The organism is Rhodopila sp. (assembly GCF_965277165.1).
Classification (GTDB): domain Bacteria; phylum Pseudomonadota; class Alphaproteobacteria; order Acetobacterales; family Acetobacteraceae; genus Rhodopila.
Genome location: NZ_CBDICE010000006.1, coordinates 1,351,164 through 1,374,822 on the forward strand (window position 1 = coordinate 1,351,164; position 23,659 = coordinate 1,374,822).

Here is a 23,659-nt window from a genome sequence, read left to right on the forward strand (position 1 = left end):
GGCGGTTCAGCTGGAACGGGGTATCCTTCGACGTAGCTTGTGAAATAACGCAGGGCATCGTCTTTGCCCCGCTGTGCTCTTCGCCACGAATACCATCATCCTACCGGCGCATTCAGGACCATTGCGAGCCAATCGTTAGAGCCAGGTAGAAAATAGCTGGTGTTGCTCACTGAACGCCCGCTCCGGTCTGGGAGGAAAGAGGCGGTCCAGCAAATGTCGACGTACAGCAGCTTAGGATTGTCGAATGCGTCGTAGTAGGCGCAAGATCTTAACTCCCACCAATATCGACCGTGATCTTCGCGATGACGTAGCCCCTTCCGCTCGCCGGGTTTGTCTCCAGGAATGGACTCGAACAGTTTCATATGAGCGTATAGAGCAGGGTAGGTTCTTGCGAACGTTGCCTCAGCGGCTACTTCGTCACCAGCCGTTGCCCACGGCCAAGCATAGTCGCGGCTGGACCTAAGTAAGATTAAATGTAGTCCGCTGTCCGGGGCGCTCCATCGCTGGACGTCCTGACCGCGCAAATAGGGTTTGATTATCTCTGCACTCGCGGGATCGGCGGCAACCAAACGGTCACGGGTGGCGGTGTCGATCATGAACGCCTCGTTGTAGCCTGTCAGAACGCCGCGATACGGCTTCACGCCCGCATACTCGACCAACGGTACGCCGGCGCGCCTGATCTTGGCCAGCAGGTCCATGACCGGTTTCGGCTCCAGCGCCCACCCCTCGCGTCCGAGGGACGTGCGAAGGAGTGGAAAGCTGGCCGCCTCCGCGGCCGCCCCAACTTGTCATCGGGCAATGTTTCTCGCGGCGGCACGGCAACGGTCAGGCATTCGGGCACATCCGTTCCGTCCGGCCGTCGCGCCACGACCACATTGGGGAACACATCGGCGTCAGGGAAGAAGGCGCGAGCGTGTCCGAAGTCGATAACCACCTCGGTCTCGGCGCGCGCAGGGTCGGTCAGCATGGCGCGCAACTCCCCCGCATAGCCCGCCTTCAGCCATTTGTTCGTGACGACGTAGGCGACGCGGCCACCCGGTCGCACCAGCCGCAGACCCTGCTCGAAGAAGTAGACATACAGATCAGCGGTGCCGGCAAAGATGGTGTAACTTGCAGCTAGCGCCGGCTTCACCGCTGCCAGATGTTCCTGCCGCACATAGGGCGGATTGCCGATGACCGCGTCGAAGCCGCCGTCCGGCACTGACTGTGTCAGGTTCCGCCATGTGTTCGGGAACGCCACGGGCCAGTGCAGGAAGCGCTCGCGCCGCGTCAGTGCCCGAGCGTCGGCGACCAGGGCGGCGGCAAGGCGCCGCCGCTGGTCGGCCTCGCCCATCGCGGCCAGCATCGGTTGCGTGCCGTCGTCCTCCGGCACCGCAATGACCACCTCGCCCGTGGCGATCTTGAGCGGGTCGCCGAATTGCGGCTCCAGCACGGCCTTGAACGCGGCGGCGCGGTCATAGGCGCGCTGCTGCTTCTCCGCTGCTGCGATCTTCTTCACCTCGGCATTCATCCGGCGGAGTTGCTCTGGGGACTTCAGCGGGCGCTTCAGCTTCGGATCAAGATTCACGTCCAAAGCATGACGCGCGGTCATCAGGCTGAAAAACGCATCCAGCTCACGGGTCGCGTCTTCGACGGCGCCGAATGCGTCGGAGGAGGCCTTTACCTCCGACACATCGTTGTCGGTGATCTCCTCGATGCGGGTCATGACCTCGGCGATGGCTTCGACCCGGGCGATTTCGCCGCCGGCGAGAAGGCCGCCGCCCTGGGCCACGGCGTCGAGCGTCGGCTTGACCCAGGCACCCACGATGCTGTCGCCGCAGCGCAGGTGGTGATCCAGGAAAGACAGCGGAGCGCCGACGGTGAAGGTGTGCAGCCAGAGCGCCACCTTCGCCAATTCGACCGCGAATGGGTTCTGGTCCACACCGTGGACGACCCGCTTGAGGATCATGCGGCGAATGACGTGACGGTCGTCGAGCTGTTCGGGCGTCACTTGCCAGCCATGGACTTCGCCGACGCGCCGGTACAAGTAACCTGGGCTGAGTATGCGCCTCCCCTGTTGGCCCGGGTCGCAGACGTCCGCGCGCGCATCTTCGATCAGGCGCGAGCGCCGCCAGCACGCGGTCGGCGAGCCAGTCCACCAGGCTGACGAGGAAGTGGCCCGACCCCATCGCTGGGTCGCAGACCTTCAATTCGAGTAACGCGGACGCTGGGTCCTTGGCAGAAAGTTCGGCCAGCCGAACGCCCACGGACCGCCGGTCACCTTTTAGCCGTTCGGCCGCGGTTTCGAACGCGCGCGCCCGATCCGCCACGGCTGGCCCAATCGCGCGTTCGATAATCAGCGAGACAAGTGCCTCGGGGGTGTAGTAGCTGCCTGTGTCATGGCGCTCGTCATCGTCGCGGTCGATCACAACCGCGCCGTCGTCCCCGAGCCGCAGGCCGAATTCCAAAATGCGCTCGTAAATGGAGCCGAGCTGCTGGACCGAGAGGTCGCGGTAGTTGACGTATTTCGGCTTGCGTTCGGCCTCTACATGGGAAAGCGCGAACACGATCCGTGCGATGACGTCATCGGGCAGTTCGACGCGTTCCAGAACCGGCGCGGCGTCGGTCTCGAACAGGCCGCCGTTGTAGGGCGGGATGCCGAGGCCGTCGTCGCCATGAGCGATCGCGGTGAAGATGCCACGCAGCCGCGCCCAGTAGATCGCCACGCGTGGCGATAGTGCCCGTCCTGCCGCACGCGCGTCGGCCACCTCGCGACAAATGCGGGTGAGGCTATAGGCGGCGTACGGCCCGCGCTCGTCCGGCAACAGGTCGCGGTCCTCGGCGTAGAGCACAAACAGCAGGCGGTAGAGCAGGATGAGCGCGCCCTGCCGGATCTGTTCGAGCCACGCGGCGCCGGGAACCGTCGGGCGGCCGCGGTCGTGCCTGGCCAGCGCGTCGGCGAGGACGGGAAATACCTCGTCGAAGACAACGCGCGACAGGTCGCGGGCTACCTTCTCCTCCCACCGCCGCCCCTGTTCCAAGGCAACCGTATGAAAGGTCCGGCCTTGCTCGGATGTCAGAAAGGCGGACCGGCCAAACAGCACCAGGAACAGCCGCAACGCGTGACCGGCGTCGATCCCGCGTGGGTCGAGCAGATCGGTCTCGCAGCCGGGCAGTCCAAACACGTTGCCGAGGTCGATTTCGAGGAAATCCTCCGAGACCGACAGCGCGCCCTGCCAATACAGGCGCCAGAGACGCCCATTCGTCAGCATCCCCCAGCGGAGCCCGCCGCGCGTGGCGTCATCGGCACGGCGGAGGTAGCGCAGGATCTGGGTAGATGGCACGCCCTCGTCGCCGGCGCGCCTGTCGCGTCCATCGACAGGCCGGTCGAGCGGGCGGTTCCAGCGCTTGGACTCCATCAGACACAGCCCGTGCTGGAAGCGCCGCCACGGCGGCTCCCCCCGCGCCCGTTCGAGCGTGACGGCGTCGGCGAAGAGCAACGCATCTGGCACGTCCGAGCGGCCCGTCGCCGACTGGTTCTGCTGCGGCAACCAGTCTGCCCAACCGAGCACCTGCTCGAGCACCGGTAAGACGAGGTGTGCTTCAGTTTCGGCCTCGTTTGGGGCACGCTGTCGCACCAGCGGGGCGAGCAACGCTTCCAGGCGAGCACGAGCATTTTCCAGCGTGTTGGCCGCTAGTGCTCGCCAAGCTTTCTCTCCGGTAACACCTTCCAAGAGGAAGTCGCGGGTGAATAGACCACCTTGGATCATGGGCGAATTGTAACCCTTACCGCCGACTTGGAGCGTTTTGAGTCGATTCGAATGCTAAACGGTAACACGCTAAACCCACAACCAACAAACTCTAAACGGCTCATTTTTGCCACCGGAACTTGTAGCGACCGGTGTCCGAATTGAGCGCAGAGTTGACTTCAAAGCGACAAGCGCTTTCCGTTCGGTTTACAGAAGTGCTGCCACCGATGCTTCCCCAACCCGCTTGCAATCCGCCGCAATCTCCGCCATACCCCGCCCGCCGGCTCGCGGGACCCTCCGCGCGCCGGTAATTCACACGCGGGGACCCTTTCCCAGCCAGCCAAGGCCCCCCAGCCTCGGCCCAGGGTCCGGTGCCGCAAGGCAACCCCCGCGGAGGCACAACCGGACGACAGGAAAGGAGCACGCCGATGGCGATGCCCGATTTCACCATGCGCCAGCTGCTTGAAGCCGGCGTCCATTTCGGCCACCACACCCGCCGCTGGAACCCGCGCATGGCGCCGTTCCTCTACGGCACCCGCAACCAGGTCCACATCATCGACCTGCAGCAAACCGTTCCGATGCTCGACCGAGCCCTCCGCGCGGTGCGCGACGTTACCGCCGCCGGCGGCCGCGTGCTTTTCGTCGGCACCAAGCGCGCCGCCGCCGAACACGTCGCCGACGCCGCCAAGCGCTGCGGCCAGTACTACATCAACCATCGCTGGCTCGGCGGCACGCTGACCAACTGGAAGACCATCACCGGCTCGATCAAGCGGCTGCGCCAGATCGAGGACCTGGTCGCCGGCGACACCCAGGGCCTGACCAAGAAAGAGGTCCTCGACATCACCCGCGACAAGGACAAGCTGGACCGTGCCCTGGGCGGCATCAAGGACATGGGCGGCCTGCCGGACATCCTGTTCATCATCGACACCAACAAGGAAAAACTCGCGGTCGAGGAAGCCTCCAAGCTGCACATCCCGGTGGTCGCGGTGCTCGACAGCAACTCCGACCCGACCGGCGTCACCTTCCCGATCCCCGGCAACGACGACGCGATCCGCGCCATCACCATGTACTGCGACCTGATCGCCGGCGCCGTGCTGGATGGCATCAGCGCCGAAATGGCCTCCTCCGGCGCCGACATCGGCGCCCGTGAGGAACTCCCCACCGAGGCGCTCACCGACGCAGAGCCCGAAGCCGCCCCGGCAACCGCCTGAACCCAGGAGAGCAAGATGGCCGCGATCACCGCTGCCCTGGTTAAGGATCTGCGCGAGCGAACCGGCGCCGGCATGATGGACTGCAAGCGGGCGCTGACCGAATCCGACGGCCAGATCGAGCCGGCGGTCGATTGGCTGCGCAAAAAGGGCCTCGCCGCCGCCGCCAAGAAGTCCGGCCGCGTCGCCGCCGAGGGCCTGGTCGGCGTCGCCTCGGCCGCTAATAGGGCGGCCGTCGTCGAGGTCAACGCCGAGACCGATTTCGTCGCCCGCAACGAAACCTTCCAGCAGTTCGTCGCCACCGTGGCGGCCATCGCGCTCAGCACCGGCGACGACCTCGACGCCATCAACGCCGCGGCCTTCGCCGACACCGGCCGTAGCGTGGCCGAACAATTGACCCATCTTGTCGCCACCATCGGCGAGAACATGACCATCCGCCGAGCCAAGGTGCTGACCGTGCCGCAAGGCGTGGTCGCCACCTACATGCACGCCGCGCTCAAGCCCGGCCTCGGCAAGATCGGCGTGCTCGCCGCCGTCGAGGGACCCGGCGAGTTCGCCACGCTGGAGACCCTCGGCCGTCAGGTCGGCATGCACGTCGCCGCCGCCCGCCCCGAAGTGCTCGATATCGACGCCGTCGATGCCGCCGCGCTGGAGCGTGAACGCTCGGTGCTGGCGGCGCAGGCCCGCGCCTCGGGCAAGCCCGACACCATCATCGACAAGATGGTCGAAGGCCGCATCCGCAAATACTACGAGGAGGTAGTGCTGCTGGAGCAGATCTGGGTGCACGACGGCGAAAGCCGGGTGCGGGCGGTGGCCAAGAAGGCCGGCGTCAAGCTGATCGGCTTCGCCCGCTTCCAACTCGGTGAGGGCATCGAAAAGCCGAAGGACGACTTCGCCGCCGAAGTCGCCGCCACCGCCGGCGTCTGAACCGTCAGACGTGCCGCGCCGCATCGAGCGTCGGCACGTCCCGAACCCAAGCGGCGGCACGGCAGTCATGACCGCCACGCCGGGTTGTTCGGCTTACCGTATGATCCCCCCACTTTGAACGCCTCACCCACCGGGTCCAGGCGCTGGATTGATTAGCCGCAATATCCGCTCTCATTCGGCCGATGACCGAACCGCGGCTTGTTCGCGACCGACGCTATCACTAGGGTGCGCCCGGCACGCCGTGCCCCGAACAAAACCTCAAGGGAGTCGCATGACACAGCCTGCTGTCTACAAGCGTGTGCTCCTGAAACTGTCTGGCGAGGCGCTGATGGGCCGTCGCGATTTCGGCCTCGACAACGACATGGTCAGCGCCATCGCCAACGATATCAAGGCTGTCGTCGCCATGGGGGTGGAAGTCTCGGTGGTGATCGGCGGCGGCAACATCTTCCGCGGCGTGTCCGGCGCCGCCTCCGGCATGGACCGCGCGCAGGCCGACTTCATCGGCATGCTGGCCACCGTGATGAACGCGCTCGCGGTGCAGTCCGCGCTGGAAAAATGCGACGTGCCGACCCGCGTGCAGTCGGCCATCCCGATGTCCTCGGTGTGCGAGCCCTATATCCGCCGCCGAGCCGAACGTCACATGGAAAAGGGCAGGGTGGTGATCTTCGCCGCCGGCACCGGCAACCCGTTCTTCACCACCGACACCGCGGCCGCCTTGCGCGCCACCGAGATGAAGTGCGACGCGCTGCTGAAAGGCACCCAGGTCGATGGCGTCTACTCCGCCGACCCGCGCAAGGTGTCCGGCGCGACGCGCTATCAGCAACTGTCCTACCTTGATGTCCTGGCCAACGACCTCGGCGTCATGGACGCCGCCGCGATCAGCCTGGCACGCGAAAATCACCTGCCCATCATCGTATTCAACATCCACGCCCCCGGCGCCTTCGCCCAGGTGATGCGCGGCGAGGGCGCCTTCACCATTATCGTCGAGCGTTAACCCATGATCGCCCTGAACCGCCGCCGCGAACCGGCCGCGGTCCGCGATCGAACCATCAGAGGGAGTGGAGAGGCATCATCATGGCCACCGCGGATCTGAACAGCCTGAAACAGGATCTCAGCCGCCGCATGGACGGCGCGCTGGAAACGCTGCGGCGCGAATTCGCCGGCCTGCGCACCGGACGTGCCCACCCGGGCCTGCTCGAACCGGTCAAGGTGACCGCCTACGGCACCGAGATGCCGCTCAATCAGGTCGGCACCGTCGGCACGCCGGAACCGCGCATGCTGACCGTGCAGGTCTGGGACAAATCAATGGTATCTTCGGTCGAAAAAGCGATCCGGGATTCCGGCCTCGGCCTCAACCCCGCGGCCGACGGCATGATGATCCGGGTGCCGATCCCGCAACTCACCACCGAACGGCGCAACGAACTGGCCAAGATGGCGCACAAATACGCCGAGGGCGCCAAAGTCTCGGTGCGCGGGGTGCGGCGCGACGGCATGGAACAGATCAAGGGCCACGAAAAGAAGCACGAAATCGGCGAGGACCTGGCCAAGAACTGGTCCGACGAGGTGCAAAAACTCACCGACCAATTCATTAAAAAGGTGGACGAAACACTCGTGGATAAGGAAAAAGATATCAGGCAGGTCTGAGGGCGGATCACGGCACCCATGCCTTTGATCACCAAGCGGGCAGCCCCGGACTTCATGTCGGAGGTCGACGTGTCATCAGCCGTCGCGGCGTCCCAGGACGTCGCCGAGTTTAACCCGATCGGCGCCGGCGCCGAGCGGCAGATTACGCCGCGCCACGTCGCCATCATCATGGACGGCAACGGCCGCTGGGCGAAGTCACGCGGCCTGCCGCGCATCGCCGGCCACCGGGAGGGTTCGCGCGCGGTCCGCCGCACCGTCGAATCGGCGATCCGCTCGGGGGTTTCCTGGCTGACCATCTACGCCTTCAGCAGCGAGAACTGGCGCCGCCCGGCCGGTGAGATCACCGACCTGACCGGCCTGCTGCGGCGCTACCTGCGGTCCGAAGTGGCAGAACTGAAACAGTCCGGCGTGCGACTTCGTTTCATCGGCGACCGATGCCGGTTCGATACCGATATCCAGACCGACCTGGCGGCTGCTGAGCGCGACACGGCGGAGAATGCCCGCCTCAACCTGACCATCGCGCTGTCCTACGGCGCCCGGGCGGAAATCGCCGCGGCGGCTCGCGCAGCGGTGGAAGCGGCCCGTGCCGGATGCCTCGATGCCGGCAATTTGGGGGAGGACGTGTTCGCCAGTTTCCTCGCAACCGCCGGCACCCCGGACCCCGATCTGATCATCCGCACCTCGGGCGAGCAGCGCTTGTCCAACTTCCTGCTGTGGCAGGCGGCCTATGCGGAACTGGTGTTCCTCGATGTGCTGTGGCCGGATTTTGACCAGGCCCATTTCAATTCGGCACTGAAGGAGTTCTCAAGGCGGGAACGTAGGTTTGGTGCTCGCAAGGACTGACCTGGCGGCGGACCGCCAACCGTCGGATCATGTCTCACCCCTGCAGGACATCAAGCGGGTCGGCCCGCCGACGCCGCGTTGGGGCGACCTGCGGCTGCGCATTCTGTCCGCGGCGGTCCTGGCGCCGCTGGCGCTGGGCTGTATCTGGATCGGCGGCCTGGCATTCGCCGGGCTGATCGCGCTGATCAGCATCGGCCTGTCCTATGAATGGCTGGCAATGTGCGGCAAGCACCCATCGCCCCCCGTCAAGCTGCTGTTCGCGCTGCTGTTCGCCGCCCTGCCGCTGGCGGTGGCGCTGATGCAGCGCGGCCACTCGGTCTCGGCGCTCGCCCTGCTTGCCGTCGCCACGCTGTCCGGCATCGCGCTCGACCGCCACCGTCTTGTCGCGCTCGGCATCCCCTATCTCGGTCTGGCAGCGCTGGCGCTGGTGTGGCTGCGCTGCCAAACCGGATCCGGTAATACCAGCGTGGGTTTTGCCAATGTGTTCGTGCTGTTGCTGGTAATCTGGGCCAGCGATGTCGGCGCCTACATCGCCGGCCGAGCGATCGGCGGCTGGCGGCTGGCACCGCGCATTTCACCAGCCAAGACCTGGTCCGGCGTGCTCGGCGGGGTGATCGCCGCCGCCACCGTGGGGTTCGCCGCATCAGCGATCCTCGGCACTGGGCTGGGGTCGCCACGCGCGGCCGGATTCGCCGCCTTGATCGCTGTCGTCGCCCAGGCCGGCGATCTGTTCGAAAGCCACCTGAAGCGCCAGTTCGGCGTCAAGGATTCCGGTTCGATGATCCCCGGCCACGGCGGCCTGCTCGACCGACTGGATGCGGTGTTGACCGCCGCCCCGGCGACGGCCCTACTGGCGCTGATCCTGGGATCTGGAGTAGTGCTGTGGAAATGAACGCCGGTCATGCTCGCTCCGTCTCACCCGGGCCGGTCTCGTCTGGGACCGCGCGTTCCGTCACCGTGCTCGGCAGCACGGGCAGCGTCGGGACCCAGACAATCGAATTGCTGGCCGCCACCCCCGACCGCTTCCAGGTCCGCGCTCTCGTCGCCGGGCGCAACACCGCGATGCTCGCCGAACAGGCGAAGGCGCTGCGCGCCGAGATCGCCGTGGTGGCCGATCCGTCCTGCTACGCCGCCCTGCGTGACGCCTTGGCCGGCAGCGGCATCAAGGCCGCCGCCGGCGGCGATGCCGTCGTCGCCGCCGGCGCCCTGGATGCCGACTGGACCATGGCGGCGATCACTGGCGCCGCCGGCCTCGCCTCCACGCTGGCGGCGATCCGCCGCGGCCGCTACATCAGCCTGGCCAACAAGGAAGCGCTGGTCTGCGCCGGCGACGTCATGCTGCACGCCGTTCGCGCCGCCGGCGCGACACTGCTGCCGGTCGATTCGGAGCATAACGCCATCTTCCAGTCGCTCGCCGACGGCAACCGTGGCGCGGTCGAGAAGATCGTGCTCACCGCCTCCGGCGGCCCGTTCCGCACCGCCAGCCTTGACCAAATGACCCAAGCCACGCCCGAAATGGCGCTGCGCCACCCGGTATGGTCGATGGGCGCCAAGATCAGCATCGATTCGGCCACCATGATGAACAAGGGGCTGGAGGTGATCGAGGCCGCCCGCCTGTTCGACCTGGCCGAGACCAGGATCGAGGTCCTGGTGCACCCCCAATCGGTGATCCACGGCATGGTCCACTACCATGACGGTTCGGTGCTGGCGCAACTCGGTTCACCCGATATGCGGATCCCGATCGCCCACACCCTGGCGTGGCCGCAACGCCTGGCAACCGTCTCGCCACGTCTCGATCTCGCCGCGCTCGGCCGGCTCGACTTCGAGGCGCCGGATTTGATCCGCTTCCCGGCCCTGCGCGTCGCCCGCGAGGCGTTGCAAGCCGGCGGCGGAACCCCCACCATTCTGAACGCGGCGAACGAGGTCGCAGTCGCCGCCTTCCTGGACCGGCGGATCGGTTTCCTCGCTATCGTCGAAACGGTGGAGCAGGTGTTGCAGCGGTTGGGAACGCCGAAGGCTGATTCGTTGGATCAAGTGCTCGCGCTCGACGCCATGGCGCGCCGCATCGCCGGCGACCTTATCGCCGCCCATATCCGGCCCAAGGTGGCCGCCAACTCAAGCCGGAACACCGACCCACCGCCAAGCCAGGCACTCCCCGCGCACGTCGTATGACCACCTCGTTGCGAAAGCCAATTCCGTGCTGACAGCCCTCCTCGATTTCGTTCGCAGCGCAGCGGCCTTCGTCGTCGTGCTCGGCGTTCTCGTCTTCGTGCACGAATTCGGTCACTACCTGGCGGCGCGCTGGCGCGGGGTGCGGGTCGAGGCATTCTCGATCGGCTTCGGGCGCGCCATCGCATCGTGGACCGATCGTCACGGCACCATGTGGAAGCTGGCCTGGCTGCCGCTTGGCGGCTACGTCAAGCTGCACGGCCAGGAACGACCCGAGGACGTGGAAGACGAGGTCCGCGCCCGCTGGGTCCCCGGCGAGACCTTCCACGACAAGCCAGTGGCTTCGCGCGCGATCGTCGTCGCGGCCGGTCCGGTGGCAAACTTCCTGTTGGCGATCGTCCTGTTCTCCGGACTGTTCATCGCCCTGGGCAAGCCCGTCACGCTGCCGGTGATCGGCGCGGTGCTGCCCGACAGCGCCGCCTCCCGCGCCGGCCTGTTGGCGAACGACCGGGTGGAAACCATCGCCGGCCAGCCGATCAAGACGTTCGAGGACCTGCAGCGCGTCATCACCACCCATCCCGACAAGACCCTGGCGATGACGATCAAGCGCGATGGCGCCGACCGACAGGTCGAGGTCACCACCGAGGCGCGCAATTCCGGTGGCCATCAGGTCGGTTTGCTCGGGGTGCGCGGCGGCGCCGTCGAGTACCATCATGTCAGCGTGCCGGCCGCGCTCTGGGGCGGTGTCACGCAGACCTGGACCATCACCGCGGAAACCGTCCATGGACTGGCGCAGATGATCCGCGGCACCCGCGGCACCGACGATCTTGGCGGTCCATTGCGGATCGCGCAGATGTCGGGCCAGATCGCCGAGCTTGGGATCGCCAGCCTGATCTCCTTCATTGGTGTGCTTTCGGTCAACCTCGGCCTGATCAACCTGTTCCCGATCCCGGTGCTCGACGGCGGCCATTTGCTGTTCTACCTGGCCGAGGCGTTGCGCGGCCGCCCACTGCCGCAGCGCGCCCAGGAATACGGCTTCCGCGCCGGGCTCGCCTTCCTGGCATGCTTGTTCGTTTTCGCGACCTGGAACGACCTTACTCACCTTGGGCTGTTCCGCTGGGTCGCCGGATTGATCGGCTGATCGCACCCTACCGGCAATAACTCGCCCCGCCCGGCGCGGCGAAAATACTTGTCCCGGCTGGCGCCGCGATAGTCCGGCTTTACCGACAATCGTCTATACGGTCCGACAGCCCCATCGCGCCGTTCGCCGACCCGCAACCCGCCCGAGTCGCCGAGAACCTCACTCCCGGCCACCGCTCGGGCTGCGGCCGTCCCCTGGGATGATGAAAATAGTTGATTGCGATCAATTAGTTATACGATGAGTGACAGATCGTTCATCGACCCAGTCCGGCACTAGCATCGCTCGCGACCCGCCGTTATGGTGCGCCGCGCTCGTCATTATCGCGCCATGATGCCTGCCTGTATTGTCGTTACGAGCATGCTTTGAAGCCTGTGCGCCGTCGGGGGGCGCCGTTGGGGGGAACAGACTTTTGTTGACGCTCCGTGCTGTGCGGCTTGTCGCCGCCTGCCTGATGCCCCTGCTGGTCATCGGAACCGCCGCCGCCCAAACTCCCACCCCCAGGCGCCACTCGGCGCCGGCTCGACCAGCACCGGCAAAGCCCGGCGGGGTCATCGAAAACATCAAGGTCGAAGGCAACCAGCGCATCGAGGACGGCACCATCCGCTCCTATCTGCTGGTCCAGCCGGGCGACCCGTTCGATCCCGATCGCATCGACCGCAGCCTGAAGACGCTTTACGCCACCGGCCTGTTCCAGGACGTCCGCCTGGGCCGCGTCGGCGACACGCTGGTGGTCCGCGTGGTGGAAAACCCGATCGTCAACCGGGTGGCGTTCGAGAACAATCACAAGCTCAGCGACGACCAGTTGCGTGCTGCCCTGCAACTGCGGCCGCGCGCCGTGTTCACCCCGTCAGTGGCCGAATCCGACCGCCAGCGCATTCTGGATATGTATGCCAAGCGCGGCTACTACGACGCCACCGTCGAACCCAAGGTGATCCGCCTCGAGCAGAACCGCGTCGACGTGGTGTTCCAGATCAACGAGGGCTCCGCCACCCTGATCAGCAAGATCGTGATCAACGGCAACAAGGCGTTCAGCGAGGACCGCCTGGCCGAGGTCATCGACAGCCGTGAATCGCGTTGGTGGCGGTTCCTGTCCACCGCCGATCAATACGATCCGGAACGGCTGGCGTTCGATAAGGAATTGCTGCGCCGGTTCTATCTGAAAAACGGCTACGCCGACTTCCAGATCCTCGATGCCAGCGCTGAGCTCTCGCCCGACCGCAAGGGATTTTTCGTCTCGTTCACCATCAGCGAGGGCGCCCGTTACAAGGTCGGCAAGGTCGATATCAACATCCAGCTTCGCAAGCTCACCCAGAAGGACCTGCGACCCGCCCTGCAGTTGGCGCCCGGCGACTGGTACGACGGCGATGCCGTCGGCCGCACCGCCGACATGATCGAGCAACTGGTGCATGACCGCGGCTACGCCTTCGTCGACGTCAAGCCGCGGGTCAGCCGCGACACCAAGAAGCACATCGTCGATCTGACCTTCGACGTCGGCGAGGGACCGCGGGTCTATGTCGAGCGCATCAACATCGTCGGCAACACCCGCACCGAGGACAAGGTCATTCGGCGCGAGTTCCAGCTCGCCGAAGGCGACCCATACAGCGCCGAGGCGGTTCGCCGCACCAAGACCCGGTTGACCGATCTGGGCTATTTCCAGACCGTCGATATCGCCACCAACCCGGGCGACGCCCCGGACAAGGCCATCCTGCAGACCACGATCGCCGAGAAGGCCACCGGTGAACTGTCGCTCGGCGGCGGCTACTCGACCGACGCCGGCGCCCTGGTCGATATCGGTCTGGCGGAGAAGAACCTGATCGGCACCGGCATCAATGCCAGCATCAACGGCGTGTTGGCGCAGCGCCGCAGTTCGATCAATTCCTCGGTCACCGATCCGTACTTCCTGGATCGCAATCTGGTCGCCGGGGCCGACTTGTTCCTGATCAACACCAACTTCCTGGGCACCGAACCATACGACGAAAGCCGCGCCGGTTTTGCCCTGCGATTGGGCTACGCGTTCAACGAGCACCTGCGCCAGACCTGGAGCTACTCGCTGGTCGATCGCCGGGTCTACAACGTCGAGATCGGCGCCAGTCCATTCATCCTGAACGAGGCGGGAACCACGCTGCTGTCGCAGGTCAGCCAGGTGCTGACGCTGGATTACCGCGACAGCAAGATCTTTCCGCATTCCGGCTATATCGTCGAAGGCGGCACCGATTTCGCCGGTCTCGGCGGCGACGCCCGGTTCGTCCGCGGCAACCTCAACGCCGCCTACTACATCCCGCTGGAACGCGAATTCGGCAATCCGGACTGGGGTTTGAAATTTTCCGGCAGCACCGGATACATGGCCTTGCTGCCCGGAGGGCGGGAAGAAATCATCGACCGCTTCTTCCTCGGCGGCGACAATCTGCGCGGCTTCCAGACCGGTGGCGCCGGGCCGCACGATACCAATTCGGGCGATCCGCTGGGCGGGCGTTTTCTGTGGACCCAGACCACGGAACTGCGCTACCCGCTGCCGGTTTCTCCCGACCTGGGATTGACCGGGCGAGCCTTCGTCGATGTCGGCGCGTTGACCGACTCATCGTTCCGCACCGGCTCCTGCATCGTCTCTCCAGGGGTTAGCTGCGATGTTCGATCCTCCGCCACGCCACGCGTCGGCGCCGGTGTCGGCATCTCCTGGCGCACCAGTTTCGGCTTGATAAATGTTGACTTGGCGCCGTTTGTGTACAAGCAACCAGGCGACCAGACACAGATTTTCCGGTTTGGCTTCGGCACGAGGTTCTAGTGGTTCAAAGCGACATCAAAGGCTTAATCAAGGCAACCGGCGTGGCTATCGCGCTTGGGCTGATCGTCAGTCCGCTGGCGGCCTTCGGGCAGCAGACACAATGGTTCGTGCCCGGGCAGGTCCGCCCCGCCGCCGCACCCCCGCCGCCCCACCCGGCACCGCGCCCCGCTCCAATGCCGGCTGGTCCGCCCGGCGTATTGCCGCTGCCGGGCCAGGCCGAACAGGCCGGCCTCAGTGGCCCGCCGCCGCAGTTCCAGCTGCCCCCGGCACCGGAAATACCGCCCATGCCGAAGGGCCAGGCGACCCCCGCCGCCATCGTCGGCATCCTGTCGGTGCCCGATGTGCTGCGCGTCTCCACAGCCTATCAGGCGGCCTACAAGGAACTCAACGCGCGCGGCCAGAAGCTGAACGAGGACGCGCAAAAGGAACAGGGCGCGCTGCGTGAACTCGGACAGGCGTTTGCCGCCGAACGCGCCAAGCTGTCGCCCGAGCAGATCCGGTCGAAGGAAAAGCAGATCCAGGATCGCGCCACCGAAGCGCAGCGCCGCTTCGGTGAGCGCAACCGAATCATCCAGGAGGCTGGACAATACGTCATGCTGCAGATCAACCGCACGATGGAGCAGGCGGCCCAGCAGGTGGCGCTGTCACGCGGCATCAACTTGGTTCTCAACCGCGCGCAGATCCTCGGCACCACCGCCGACTTCGACCTGACCCCGGCGGTCGTCGAGGTGCTGAACAAGGCGTTGCCCAGCGTGGTTGTCCCGCCTGATGGGGTGTCTCCGTTGGCAGTGGCGAGCGCCGCGGCTCCGGCGGCCCCGGCAGGCCATCCGCCGGCGTCACCAGCGGGCCACCCAACCCCGGCGGCAGCGTCCAACGCCACGAAGCCGCAGAAGCACTGACCCGTGGCGCCAAGCCCAACAGCATCGGATGAGGCTCGTCCGGAACTGGCGGGCGACCTGCGATTCTTCCAACGCGTCGGGCCCCACAGCCTCGCCGCCGTGGTCGACGCAACCGGCGTGGGCGAGGATCGCGCGCAGGCGCCGACGCGCCGGCTGATGCTGCACCGCATCGCCCCACTGTCCCACGCGACCGGCGAGGACGTCAGCTTCTGCCTCAATCACCGCAAATACCTGCCGGCGCTGGCCGCAACCAAGGCGGCGGCGGTGATCGTGCATCCGGATATGAAGGACCAGGTGCCCCCCGACGCCGTCGCCATCGTCGCCGCCGATCCGCTGGTCGCCTGGTCCAGGGTGGCCGGCTTGTTCCATCCCCCGCCACCGCTCAAGCCCGGCATCCATCCCTCCGCGGTGATCGCGGCCTCGGCCCGCATCGACCCCAGCGTTGAGGTCGGACCGCTGGCGGTGATCGGGGAAAATGTGCGGATCGGGCCGCGCGGGCGGATCGGCGCCCTGGCAGTGATCGGCGACGGTGTGCAGATCGGCTGGGACGCGCGGATCGGCCCGCACGCCAGCCTGTCGCATGCGCTGCTCGGTGACCGGGTCTATATCTACCCAGGCGCCCGAATCGGCCAGGACGGCTTCGGCTTCGCCATCACCCCGGACGGCTTCCACACCGTGCCCCAACTCGGCCGCGTCCGTATCCACGACGACGTAGAAGTCGGCGCCAACAGCACGATCGATCGCGGCGCGCTGGAGGATACCGTGATCGGCGCCGGCACGCGGATCGACAATCTGGTGCAGATCGGACACAACGTCCGCATTGGCAAGGCTTGCGTGCTGGTATCCCAGTCGGGCGTTGCGGGATCGACGGTATTGGAGGATCACGTCGTGCTGGCGGCGCAGGCTGGCCTGGCGGACCATTTGCGGATCGGCGGCGGATCTCGCATCGGTGCAAAATCCGGCGTCATGGCCGACGTGCCGCCGGGCATGTCCATGCTGGGCAGTCCGGCCCAGCCGGCGAAGGCGTTCTTCAAGGAAGTGGCAAGCATCCGGCGTTGGATCCGCGACGGCGGTATTCCGGCCCGCAACGACAGGCTTCCAAACGACAGACCGCCAAACGAAATGCCAGGCGCACGAAAGAACCGGGACGTGGATTGAACATCATGGATACCGAAGCCGCCCAGACGCCCGCCCAGACCGCACCGGGCCAGACCGCACCGGGCCATACCGCACCGGGCCATACCGCACCGGGCAAGACCATCAAGCTGATCGATATTCATCGCATCATGCACGATATCCCACACCGCTATCCGTTCCTGATGCTGGACCGAATGGTCGATGTCGTGCTGAACAGCTCCGCCATCGGGGTTAAGAACGTCACCGCCAACGAAAACTTTTTCGCCGGCCATTTCCCCAACCACCCGGTGATGCCGGGCGTGATGATCATCGAATGCATGGCCCAGACCGCCGCCGTGCTGGTGGTCGAAACCCTCGGCGGCGACGCCGCCGGCAAGCTGGTTTATTTCATGTCGGTCGAGGGCGCGAAGTTCCGTCGCCCGGTGGTGCCGGGGGACCAGTTGCGCGTGCACATCGTCAAGCAACGCAGTCGCGGCAACGTCTGGAGATTTCATGCCATCGCCCGGGTCGATGGCACGGCGGTCGCCGAGGCAACCTACTCCGCCATGATCATGGACCGCGCCCCGCCGTCCTGATCGGCCCACTGCCCTGATCGGCCCACTGTCCTGATCGGCCCACTGCCCTGATCGGCAATGCCCGCAAAACCTGGACCAAGCCGGCGCCAGCCTTGGCATTTTCGCCCGTTCACGCTAAAATGCTAGCCGAAACAGAGCGTTACAACATGACACCGGATACATCCGGCAACAATGATTGAGTTGGTGGCCAGCCGGGCCGCCCATAGTTTGGCCGCGATCACCCGGTATAGATTCGCGCCATCGGAACGGAACCCCATGGATTCAATGATCGAAAGCAGCCTGCACGCGACCCGTCGCGCCAGCATTCATCCGACCGCGATCGTCGCGCACGGTGCCGAAATCGGCCCCGGCGTGGAAATCGGCCCGTTCTGCACCGTCGGGCCAGACGTCGTGATCGAGGCCGGCGCCAAGCTGATTTCCCACGTCGTGGTCGAGGGCCACACCCGCATCGGCGAAGACGCTCAGTTATTCCCGTTCTGCACCGTCGGCCTGGCGCCGCAGGACATGAAATATCGCGACGAGCCCACCGCCTGCGAAATCGGCGCCCGCACCTTGGTGCGCGAACATTGCACCGTGCACCGCGGCACCGCCACCGGCATCGGCGTAACCCGGGTCGGAACCGACTGCATGTTGATGAACGTGGTCCACGTCGCGCATGACTGCCAGCTCGGCAACCATGTCATCGTCGCCAACAACGTGGTGATGGGCGGCCACGTCACCATCGGTGAGCACGCCGTGGTCGGCGGGTCGGCGGCAATCCATCAGTTCGTGCGGATCGGCCGCGCCGCTATGATCGGCGGCGTTTCCGGCGTCGAGGGCGACGTGATACCGTTCGGCAGCGTGATCGGCAACCGCGCCCGCCTCGCCGCGCTGAATGTGATCGGACTGCGCCGCCGCGGCTTCGACAAAGCCGCAGTGCAGCGCCTGCACGTCGCCTTCCGCACCCTGTTCAGCAAGCAAGGGGTGTTCGCCCAGCGTCTGGAAGAGACCCGCTCGAAGTTCGGTGATGATCCCCTGGTTGCAGAAATCCTCGGATTTATCGACGCGCCCAGCCCACGCGGTCTGATCCGGGCGGAATAAATCGCCCGGTCCAATACTCAGATCACTTATTCGTCAAGACGACTTATTCAACTCTTGGTGGTAGTGGTGGATCGGTTGCCAGCCTTGGTTCAGGCGACCATGCGGACAGGAGCACGGGCCTCGAACGCGTCGGCAAACCGGCCGCAAACCTCTCGCGCGTCGGTCTCATCAACATCGTCCACCCGCAAATATAGCTGCTCGGTCAAGCGTTCATACAGTCCTTCCCCGTTACGGGAAAAGAACCGCGTGCCGGCGACCGGCTGCCACACGTCCTTCATGATCGTCCCTCCTGATCATCGCCTCTGTCGGGTCTCGCTGGTTCGCGCGGAGAGGCTTCCGCGCGAAGTGCCGTTTCGGACAAAGCGCGCTTCTTGTCAATATCCCGGGCCGTCGATAACGAAACAAATCTGCTAGGTCTTGCCGGATTGAATACAATCGCGCGCACGGTCGCGTGAACATGTCGTAATATGTGCGCCGCAACATGAGGTCATCGGTTGCTGACTTCAAAACCGAAGAATAATCCCGTGATCGCGCTGACCGGAACCGTCCCATTCGCGTGAATAATGCGACAAAACAATCAGCTAAAGCGCGGGCTGCAAGTTCGCTGGCAGCGCGGCCGACCAAATATGCCGGCGCCAAAGTAGCATCAACCGTTACTTCGCCGGCTTCATGGTCGGGCGCATCGCCGGCGTCGATGGCGCCGCCGCGAGCCGCGAGAAGCTGACCAGGCTGCCCGCCGCGGCGAACACCGCCGCCGCCGCCAGCGCCAGCGACGGTCCAAACCGCATCGAGATGCCGAAACACAGCGCCACCAGCGCCGCCCCCACCGCCTGCCCAACCAGCCGGGACGTGGCGACGATCCCGCTGGCGCCGCCGCTGCGTTCGGGTGGCGCGCTCGACATGATCGCCTTCAGATTGGGCGACTGGAAGAACCCGAAGCCGGTGCCGCACACCGTCATCCGCCAGACGATGCCGACGACGCCGGGATGGCTGTTCAAAGTGGCGACGAAGGTCAGCCCGGCGGCCAGGATCGCCAGCCCGATCCCGCCCAGGATCGCCGGCGGATAGTTGTCCGACATCGGCCCCGCGATCGGCGCGGCGATCGCCGTCATCAGCGGCCACGGCGTCAGCAGCAGCCCGGTCTCCACCGCGCTGAACCCTAGCACGGTCTGGAAATAGAACGGCAGCGCCACGAACGCCAGCCCTTGGGCGGCAAACGAGCAAAACGAGGTTAGCGACGACAGCGCGAACATCGGCCGGCGATACAGGTCCACCGGCATCATCGGCGCCGGCAGCCCCAGTTGGCGGCGGATCAGCCCAACCCCGGACGCCGAGGCGATCGCCAGCGCCGACAGCGTGATCCACACGCTGGCGGCGTGCGCCGCCTCGCCGATACCGAAGATCAGGAAGCCGAAGGTGGCGGCGTTCAGCGCCGCGCTGGCGATGTCGAAGCGGTGCGGCGCCCGCCTGGTGTCCGGCAGCGCGCGAAACGCCAGGGCGAACGCCAGCACACCCAGCGGCACGTTGATCGCGAACAGCCATTGCCAGGGACCCAGGGACAGGATGCCGGCGGCAACGGTCGGCCCGACCGCGGTCGACACCGCGACCACCAGCGCATTGTTGCCCACTCCTCGGCCCAGCGACTTCGACGGGTAGATGAAGCGGATCAGCGCGGTGTTGACGCTCAGGATGCCACTGGCGCCAATGCCCTGGATGATCCGCGCCACCGTCAGGCTGGGCAGCGACCAACTCGCCGCGCACAGCAACGACGCGATGCTGAACATCCCAAGACCCCAGATATAGACCCGCCGATAGCCGATGATCTCGCCCAGCGAGGCGAATGGCAGCAGCGACATCACCATCGCCAGTTGATAGGCGTTCACCACCCACACCGAATCCGCCGGGCTGGCGTTCAGATCGGCGGCGATGGTCGGCAGCGCGGTGTTGGCGATCGAGGTGTCCAGCGAGGCCATCGCGATGGCGATCACCAGGGTGACGATAGCGGCGGTCAGACGCGGCCCGCGCAGGCCGTCTTGCAATACAGGTTCGGGCATCGGGTCCATGTCATCAAGACGTCGCGCAGGGTGACGCCGCCAACCGGCGGCAAGCCACGTTTCGCCGCTCCGGCCAGCGTTGCCTCAGGCAGGGCGTTGCCTCGGGCAGATGCAAGCCGGCAAGGGCCACATTGCGCCACAGCAAGCCGCCGCTGACCATCCCCTGGCCGTGGCGACCCTGGCACACCATGTTTGCATGCCATAAAACCCTAGGCCATGACCTCTGGGCCACAACCCCCGGCCTACACTCTGGGCCGTAACCTCTGGGTGGTACCGCCATGCCTCGCACCTCTGTTCTGCTTGCCGGTCTCGCCGTTGCGGCGCTGGTCCTGTCGCCCGGGCTGGCCGACGCGCGCGCCGGCGGCGGCGGCTCGTTCGGCAGCCGTGGCGGGATGACCTATTCGGCGCCGCCGTCCACCCACACCGCGCCGTATTCGGCCTCACCCATGCAGCGCAGCATGACCCCGCGCAATCAGCCCTCGCCCGGCTACGCATCCCCGGCCTTCCAGCGGTCCGGATCCGGGTTCATGTCCGGCCTGATGGGCGGTTTGATCGGTGCCGGTATCGGCGGCATGCTGTTTGGCCACGGCTTCATGGGCGGTGGTCTCGGGATGTTCGGCTTCCTCGGATTGTTGCTGCAACTGTTCCTGATCGTCGTCGTGGTGCGCTTCCTGGTCCGCGCCTTCACCGCCGGCCGCGCCCCGCAGTCCGCCGGCGGCCCCAACATGTTCGGCCGCGGCGCCATGCTCGGCGCCGGCCCCGCGCCAGCCCCCGGACGCGCCTCCGGCCCGCCCCCGATCGCCATCGGCCAAACCGACTACCAGCAGTTCGAGCAATTGCTTAAGGGCATCCAGGCCGCCTGGAGCGCACACGACCTGAACGGTCTGCAAGCCATGGCAACGCCCGAAATGGTCAGCTATTTCTCCGAACAACTCACCGGACAGGCAAGCCGCGGCGTACGCAACGTGGTCGATGACGTGACGCTGGTTTCAGGCGACCTGTCGCAGGCCTGGACCGAGCAGGGACGCGACTACGCAACCGTTGCGATGCGGTTCTCGATGGTAGACGTCACCCGCGACGCCGCCGGACGAGTGGTTGACGGCAGCCCGAACGAGCATGTCACCGAAACCGAAATCTGGACCTTCGTGCGCTCCCACGGCGGTCACTGGATCCTGTCGGCGATCCAGCAGGCGCGCTGACGCTCCGTGGCCCAGGCGCCCTGATCCGCTACTGGGCGGCGTTCTACTGGGCGGCGTTCATCCGCCGGATGGTGCCGGACGTGCTGTGGCCCTCGCGCAGGGTAACCAGCACGACCTTGCCGCCCCAGGACTGCACCAGGTCGCCGCCCACCACCTGCTCGACGGTGTAATCCGACCCCTTGACCAGCACGTCCGGCCGCAACGCCTGGATCATTTCCAGCGGCGTGTCCTGGTCGAACAGCGTCACCAGATCGACCGGCGCCATCGACGCCATTACCGTGGCCCGTGCCATCTCGTTCTGCAGCGGCCGCGTCGGGCCCTTCAGCCGCTTGACCGAGGCATCGGTATTCAGCGCCACGATCAGCCGGTCGCAAGCGGCACGCGCGTCATTCAGCAGCCGCACATGGCCGGGATGAATCAGGTCGAAACAGCCGTTGGCGAAGCCGACCCTCAGGCCGCGGCGATGCCAGTCCGCGACTTTCTCGATCGCCTCGTCCAGTGCGGCCACCTTGCGGTCGGTGGCGACCAGGTCATCCAGGTGCAAGGCGTCCAGCAGCTCCTGGCGCGACACCGTCGCGGTGCCCGGCTTGCTGACCGAGATCCCGGCGGTGGCATTGGCCAGCATCGCTGCCTCGGCCAGTGCCGCCCCGGCGCCCAGCGCGACCGCCAACGCCGCGACCAGGGTGTCGCCCGCTCCCGACACGTCGGCCACCTCGCGCGCCCTGGTCGGCAGATGCAGCGCCTCCATGTCGCGGCACACCAGGGTCAGCCCGTTGGCCGAACGCGTGACCAGCACCGCCTGGCCCGCGGTCGCCTCCAGCGCCACGCGCCCGGCGCGATCCGCTTCGGTATCGTGTTCGGCCTCGATCCGGGTCGCGACGCGCACCTCGTGCTCGTTTGGTGTCAGGATCGCAGCCCCACGATAGGCGGTGAAATCCGCCCGCTTCGGGTCGGCGATCACCACCTGTTCGGTCTGCGCCGTGCGCGCCAGGATCGCGTCCAGCACGCCATCGCACAGTACGCCCTTGGCGTAGTCCGACAGCACCACGACCTCGGCCGCGCCCAGGCTAGCCTCCACCGCCGCCATCACCGCGACCAGCCCAGCCTCGTCCAGCGGCGCCGTGGTCTCCTCGTCAAGCCGGAGAAGCTGATGCGATCCCGTCATGAAACGGGTCTTGCACGTGGTCGGCCGATCGGCGATCCGCACCAGCGCCGAACTAACGCCTTGCGTCGTCTGTAGCAGCCGATCGATGTCGTCGCCGGCGCTGTCGTTGCCGATGACACCAACCAGGATCGCCTGCCCGCCCAGCGTGGCGATGTTCAACGCCACGTTCGCCGCTCCGCCCAGCGTGTGGCGATGCTCCGCCGGACGCAGCACCGGGATCGGCGCCTCCGGCGATATCCGCTGCACCGCGCCGGTGACATAGCGGTCCAGGATCACGTCGCCGATGACCAAAATCCGCGCGCCGTGAAACGCCCGCACGATCGTTGCCAGTTCGCTATCGGTCGGCGGTGACGTCCGGCTGCTGTTGACCAGGCTGAGCTTCATGCGGCAACCTCCTCGGTTGACCTGTCCGCGGTCGACACCCGCCCGATGGCCGCCAACCGTTCAGCGGCGCCCGCGGGTCAGCCACGCCACGATGACAATCTATAGCAGCATCGGCGACAATGCTGCACCTGCAAAAAAACCGCCGACCCAGGTTCCATCGCGGCCGTGAAATCGTTATTGGTTGTGGCGCTGACCTCCGATTCAACCCGTCAAGGAGAGCCTGTGAAATACCTTCCGCCCTTCGAACTGATCCGTCGCTCGGTCGAGATCTCCACGGTGCGGGGCGAGCTTCGCGTCAATGTCTCATACGAGGACTTCGTGAAGATTTTGCGGACAATGATCCGCGGCGTGGAGGTCAATGAGACTTGGTACGCGCGCACCTACGAAGACATCGGCAGCGCCGTGGAAACCGGCGTCATCAGGTCCGCCAAACAGCATTTCGTCGATGACGGTTATTTCGAAGGCCGCCTGCCGTTTCCGATCCTGATAGACGAGCGTTGGTACCTGAAGGAGAATCCGGATGTGGCGGACAGCATCCGCAACGGCGCTGTCGGTTCTGCCCAGGAACATTTCAACAAGGATGGCTACCGCGAGGGTCGGCTTCCGTTCGGCCTATGACGCCGGTGGACGTCGATCCCCACCCGACAGCGAGGATCTGAACCAACGCCCGCACAAGCCCTCGATGGGACACCTGTCCGAATGACGCTTAAACCGCCGGTCTCGC

General features: G+C 66.0%; 22 protein-coding genes. 17 read left to right on the forward strand and 5 right to left on the reverse strand.

The annotated features are described in order from the left end of the window. Positions 1-95: 95 nt before the first annotated feature. Both ACQY4Y_RS18190 and ACQY4Y_RS18195 read right to left on the reverse strand, forming a co-directional pair. Positions 96-698, reverse strand: a complete 603-nt coding sequence (locus tag ACQY4Y_RS18190) for a hypothetical protein (protein WP_428491997.1) — start codon at positions 696-698, stop codon at positions 96-98. Continuing rightward, a complete protein-coding gene (locus tag ACQY4Y_RS18195; protein WP_428493670.1) occupies positions 638-1,948 on the reverse strand; it encodes an Eco57I restriction-modification methylase domain-containing protein in 1,311 nt (436 codons plus the stop codon). The genes ACQY4Y_RS18190 and ACQY4Y_RS18195 overlap by 61 nt, the downstream gene beginning before the upstream one ends. Positions 1,949-2,378: 430 nt before the next feature. Between ACQY4Y_RS18195 and ACQY4Y_RS18200 the strand changes: the two genes are divergently transcribed. From ACQY4Y_RS18200 to lpxA, 15 genes are all read left to right on the forward strand, one after another. Further along, positions 2,379-2,717 (forward strand): hypothetical protein, encoded by a 339-nt coding sequence (locus tag ACQY4Y_RS18200; protein WP_428491998.1) that lies wholly within the window; start codon positions 2,379-2,381, stop codon positions 2,715-2,717. Between the two features lie 201 nt (positions 2,718-2,918). After that, entirely contained in the window at positions 2,919-3,569 is a 651-nt protein-coding gene (locus tag ACQY4Y_RS18205) for a hypothetical protein (RefSeq protein WP_428492000.1), read from the forward strand. A 587-nt stretch (positions 3,570-4,156) separates the two neighbouring features. Beyond that, positions 4,157-4,939: a 30S ribosomal protein S2 gene (gene rpsB, locus ACQY4Y_RS18210; protein ID WP_428492001.1), complete on the forward strand. Its 783-nt coding sequence runs from the start codon at positions 4,157-4,159 to the stop codon at positions 4,937-4,939. Between the two features lie 15 nt (positions 4,940-4,954). Beyond that, positions 4,955-5,863: a translation elongation factor Ts gene (tsf, locus tag ACQY4Y_RS18215; RefSeq protein ID WP_428492002.1), complete on the forward strand. Its 909-nt coding sequence runs from the start codon at positions 4,955-4,957 to the stop codon at positions 5,861-5,863. A 271-nt stretch (positions 5,864-6,134) separates the two neighbouring features. After that, positions 6,135-6,857: a UMP kinase gene (gene pyrH / locus ACQY4Y_RS18220; protein WP_428492003.1), complete on the forward strand. Its 723-nt coding sequence runs from the start codon at positions 6,135-6,137 to the stop codon at positions 6,855-6,857. An 80-nt stretch (positions 6,858-6,937) separates the two neighbouring features. After that, entirely contained in the window at positions 6,938-7,507 is a 570-nt protein-coding gene (frr, locus tag ACQY4Y_RS18225) for a ribosome recycling factor (protein ID WP_428492004.1), read from the forward strand. A gap of 168 nt (positions 7,508-7,675) precedes the next feature. Continuing rightward, entirely contained in the window at positions 7,676-8,350 is a 675-nt protein-coding gene (gene uppS, locus ACQY4Y_RS18230) for a polyprenyl diphosphate synthase (RefSeq protein WP_428493671.1), read from the forward strand. After that, positions 8,334-9,242 (forward strand): phosphatidate cytidylyltransferase, encoded by a 909-nt coding sequence (locus ACQY4Y_RS18235; protein WP_428492005.1) that lies wholly within the window; start codon positions 8,334-8,336, stop codon positions 9,240-9,242. Before uppS ends, ACQY4Y_RS18235 begins: the two co-directional genes overlap by 17 nt. Then, positions 9,239-10,522: a 1-deoxy-D-xylulose-5-phosphate reductoisomerase gene (locus tag ACQY4Y_RS18240; RefSeq protein WP_428493672.1), complete on the forward strand. Its 1,284-nt coding sequence runs from the start codon at positions 9,239-9,241 to the stop codon at positions 10,520-10,522. The genes ACQY4Y_RS18235 and ACQY4Y_RS18240 overlap by 4 nt, the downstream gene beginning before the upstream one ends. Before the next feature lie 28 nt (positions 10,523-10,550). Continuing rightward, a complete protein-coding gene (gene rseP, locus ACQY4Y_RS18245) occupies positions 10,551-11,660 on the forward strand; it encodes an RIP metalloprotease RseP (protein WP_428493673.1) in 1,110 nt (369 codons plus the stop codon). Positions 11,661-12,072: 412 nt separating this feature from the next. Continuing rightward, entirely contained in the window at positions 12,073-14,442 is a 2,370-nt protein-coding gene (bamA, locus tag ACQY4Y_RS18250) for an outer membrane protein assembly factor BamA (protein ID WP_428492006.1), read from the forward strand. Positions 14,443-14,483: 41 nt separating this feature from the next. Beyond that, complete coding sequence (locus tag ACQY4Y_RS18255) at positions 14,484-15,341, forward strand: OmpH family outer membrane protein (RefSeq protein ID WP_428492007.1); 858 nt, start codon at positions 14,484-14,486, stop codon at positions 15,339-15,341. A gap of 3 nt (positions 15,342-15,344) precedes the next feature. Beyond that, positions 15,345-16,499 (forward strand): UDP-3-O-(3-hydroxymyristoyl)glucosamine N-acyltransferase, encoded by a 1,155-nt coding sequence (gene lpxD / locus ACQY4Y_RS18260; RefSeq protein WP_428492008.1) that lies wholly within the window; start codon positions 15,345-15,347, stop codon positions 16,497-16,499. A 5-nt stretch (positions 16,500-16,504) separates the two neighbouring features. Next, entirely contained in the window at positions 16,505-17,053 is a 549-nt protein-coding gene (fabZ, locus tag ACQY4Y_RS18265; protein WP_428492009.1) for a 3-hydroxyacyl-ACP dehydratase FabZ, read from the forward strand. A 255-nt stretch (positions 17,054-17,308) separates the two neighbouring features. After that, on the forward strand, positions 17,309-18,133 hold the full coding sequence (lpxA, locus tag ACQY4Y_RS18270; protein ID WP_428492010.1) for an acyl-ACP--UDP-N-acetylglucosamine O-acyltransferase: 825 nt from the start codon (positions 17,309-17,311) through the stop codon (positions 18,131-18,133). Between the two features lie 89 nt (positions 18,134-18,222). Here lpxA and ACQY4Y_RS18275 read toward each other — a convergent pair whose 3' ends face one another. Next, a complete protein-coding gene (locus tag ACQY4Y_RS18275; protein WP_428492011.1) occupies positions 18,223-18,411 on the reverse strand; it encodes a hypothetical protein in 189 nt (62 codons plus the stop codon). Between the two features lie 375 nt (positions 18,412-18,786). After that, a complete protein-coding gene (locus tag ACQY4Y_RS18280) occupies positions 18,787-20,187 on the reverse strand; it encodes an MFS transporter (RefSeq protein ID WP_428492012.1) in 1,401 nt (466 codons plus the stop codon). 278 nt (positions 20,188-20,465) lie between these two features. On the opposite strand from ACQY4Y_RS18280, the gene ACQY4Y_RS18285 reads away from it, so the two are divergent. Then, positions 20,466-21,386: a Tim44 domain-containing protein gene (locus ACQY4Y_RS18285; RefSeq protein WP_428492013.1), complete on the forward strand. Its 921-nt coding sequence runs from the start codon at positions 20,466-20,468 to the stop codon at positions 21,384-21,386. Between the two features lie 43 nt (positions 21,387-21,429). On the opposite strand, the gene rfaE1 is transcribed toward ACQY4Y_RS18285, so the two are convergent. After that, entirely contained in the window at positions 21,430-22,935 is a 1,506-nt protein-coding gene (rfaE1, locus tag ACQY4Y_RS18290) for a D-glycero-beta-D-manno-heptose-7-phosphate kinase (protein ID WP_428492014.1), read from the reverse strand. Positions 22,936-23,100: 165 nt separating this feature from the next. Here rfaE1 and ACQY4Y_RS18295 point away from each other — a divergent pair, with 165 nt between their 5' ends. Further along, positions 23,101-23,553, forward strand: coding sequence for a hypothetical protein (locus ACQY4Y_RS18295; protein WP_428492015.1), 453 nt, complete (start codon positions 23,101-23,103; stop codon positions 23,551-23,553). Positions 23,554-23,659: the final 106 nt, after the last annotated feature.

Excerpts from the sequence above, each read along its gene's own strand:
- ACQY4Y_RS18275 (WP_428492011.1), bottom strand. The coding sequence starts at position 18,411 with ATGAAGGACGTGTGGCAGCCGGTCGCCGGCACGCGGTTCTTTTCCCGT.
- ACQY4Y_RS18285 (WP_428492013.1), top strand. The coding sequence starts at position 20,466 with ATGCCTCGCACCTCTGTTCTGCTTGCCGGTCTCGCCGTTGCGGCGCTG.
- ACQY4Y_RS18280 (WP_428492012.1), bottom strand. The coding sequence starts at position 20,187 with ATGCCCGAACCTGTATTGCAAGACGGCCTGCGCGGGCCGCGTCTGACC.
- pyrH (WP_428492003.1), top strand. The coding sequence starts at position 6,135 with ATGACACAGCCTGCTGTCTACAAGCGTGTGCTCCTGAAACTGTCTGGC.
- lpxA (WP_428492010.1), top strand. The coding sequence starts at position 17,309 with ATGGATTCAATGATCGAAAGCAGCCTGCACGCGACCCGTCGCGCCAGC.
- rfaE1 (WP_428492014.1), bottom strand. The coding sequence starts at position 22,935 with ATGAAGCTCAGCCTGGTCAACAGCAGCCGGACGTCACCGCCGACCGAT.
- ACQY4Y_RS18190 (WP_428491997.1), bottom strand. The coding sequence starts at position 698 with ATGGACCTGCTGGCCAAGATCAGGCGCGCCGGCGTACCGTTGGTCGAG.
- tsf (WP_428492002.1), top strand. The coding sequence starts at position 4,955 with ATGGCCGCGATCACCGCTGCCCTGGTTAAGGATCTGCGCGAGCGAACC.
- frr (WP_428492004.1), top strand. The coding sequence starts at position 6,938 with ATGGCCACCGCGGATCTGAACAGCCTGAAACAGGATCTCAGCCGCCGC.
- fabZ (WP_428492009.1), top strand. The coding sequence starts at position 16,505 with ATGGATACCGAAGCCGCCCAGACGCCCGCCCAGACCGCACCGGGCCAG.
- ACQY4Y_RS18240 (WP_428493672.1), top strand. The coding sequence starts at position 9,239 with ATGAACGCCGGTCATGCTCGCTCCGTCTCACCCGGGCCGGTCTCGTCT.
- uppS (WP_428493671.1), top strand. The coding sequence starts at position 7,676 with ATGGACGGCAACGGCCGCTGGGCGAAGTCACGCGGCCTGCCGCGCATC.
- rpsB (WP_428492001.1), top strand. The coding sequence starts at position 4,157 with ATGGCGATGCCCGATTTCACCATGCGCCAGCTGCTTGAAGCCGGCGTC.
- ACQY4Y_RS18200 (WP_428491998.1), top strand. The coding sequence starts at position 2,379 with ATGGCGCTCGTCATCGTCGCGGTCGATCACAACCGCGCCGTCGTCCCC.
- ACQY4Y_RS18195 (WP_428493670.1), bottom strand. The coding sequence starts at position 1,948 with ATGATCCTCAAGCGGGTCGTCCACGGTGTGGACCAGAACCCATTCGCG.